This window comes from Leptospira idonii (genome assembly GCF_004770995.1).
Taxonomy (GTDB): Bacteria; Spirochaetota; Leptospiria; order Leptospirales; family Leptospiraceae; genus Leptospira_A; species Leptospira_A idonii.
In genome coordinates this window covers 1-958 of the sequence record NZ_RQHW01000001.1, presented here as the reverse complement: position 1 = coordinate 958, position 958 = coordinate 1, and the positions used below count along the sequence as shown (strand labels likewise).

Annotated in this window: 1 protein-coding gene; it reads left to right on the top strand. The window is 27.0% G+C overall.

The window, feature by feature from the left end:
- Positions 1-44: 44 nt before the first annotated feature.
- Positions 45-958, top strand: a 914-nt coding sequence (locus EHS15_RS00005) for a hypothetical protein (protein ID WP_135758477.1), incomplete at its 3' end; no start/stop codon positions are given.

The window sequence follows — 958 nt, the reverse complement described above, 5'->3', positions numbered from 1 at the left end:
AAGCCTAGTTCGTTATGCGAAATTCTCAAAACCCTAATAATTCTATGACTATAAAAGAAAAAGAAACTCTCGCAGATTTAATACTACTTTCAATTGAAGTTTTCCAAAAGATTCCCTCGCTGGATAGAAAGTTAGAGCACGAAGTTATAAAACATGGAATTCAAAGCAACGAGATTACCTTTAAGGGGTTTCGTTCCTCAATGAAGTTTAAAGAAGAAATTGAAAAGGAGAAACTCTTTAACAAATTGAGCCAAATTGTTTATACTGAAATTCCACAACTCTTCGGGTATTTAACTTATCCTGGAGTCTGCGTAAAACTCCCAGAAATTCACACATTATTATTCCGAATTTGTAATTACATAACCAATCAGAGAAACACAATAAATTTAAACGACAGGATTTATAATATAACATCTGAAATTGAAAATATTCTTAAAAAAGAAAAAATTGAACTAGAAGTAATAGTATTAATAAATGGAATTCACATTAGAAATGAAAACACTATTATAGAATTTGATCATAATTTTAAACTTAAAAAACTAACGCACGAAGAATTATCTTTAGCATTAACTATTGATTATTTATTTGATCAACTAAAAATAAATCCAAATTTTTATTCAATTATTGGATTAACGCTAAAGACAGAAGTCGAGATAACTTTCTCTATGGATACTAAGACAGAATTACAAAGTACATTTTTTGAATCGTTAGATGAAAAAATCAGAAAAATCATAGAATCTATACACCTAGTAAAGGAAGGAAGTATTCAAGTATTAGGAAAATTTTTCAAATATTCACCTGATTTTATTCCAAATTTAAGTAATTCATATTATTCATCTAATCCATATGAATATCTACCTGCAAACGTTATAACTGAACAAGAAATAACAAAAATAAAAAAGATATATAAAGAATTAGGGAAAAAATACAATCATAAACTAAATATAGCCATTAGCAG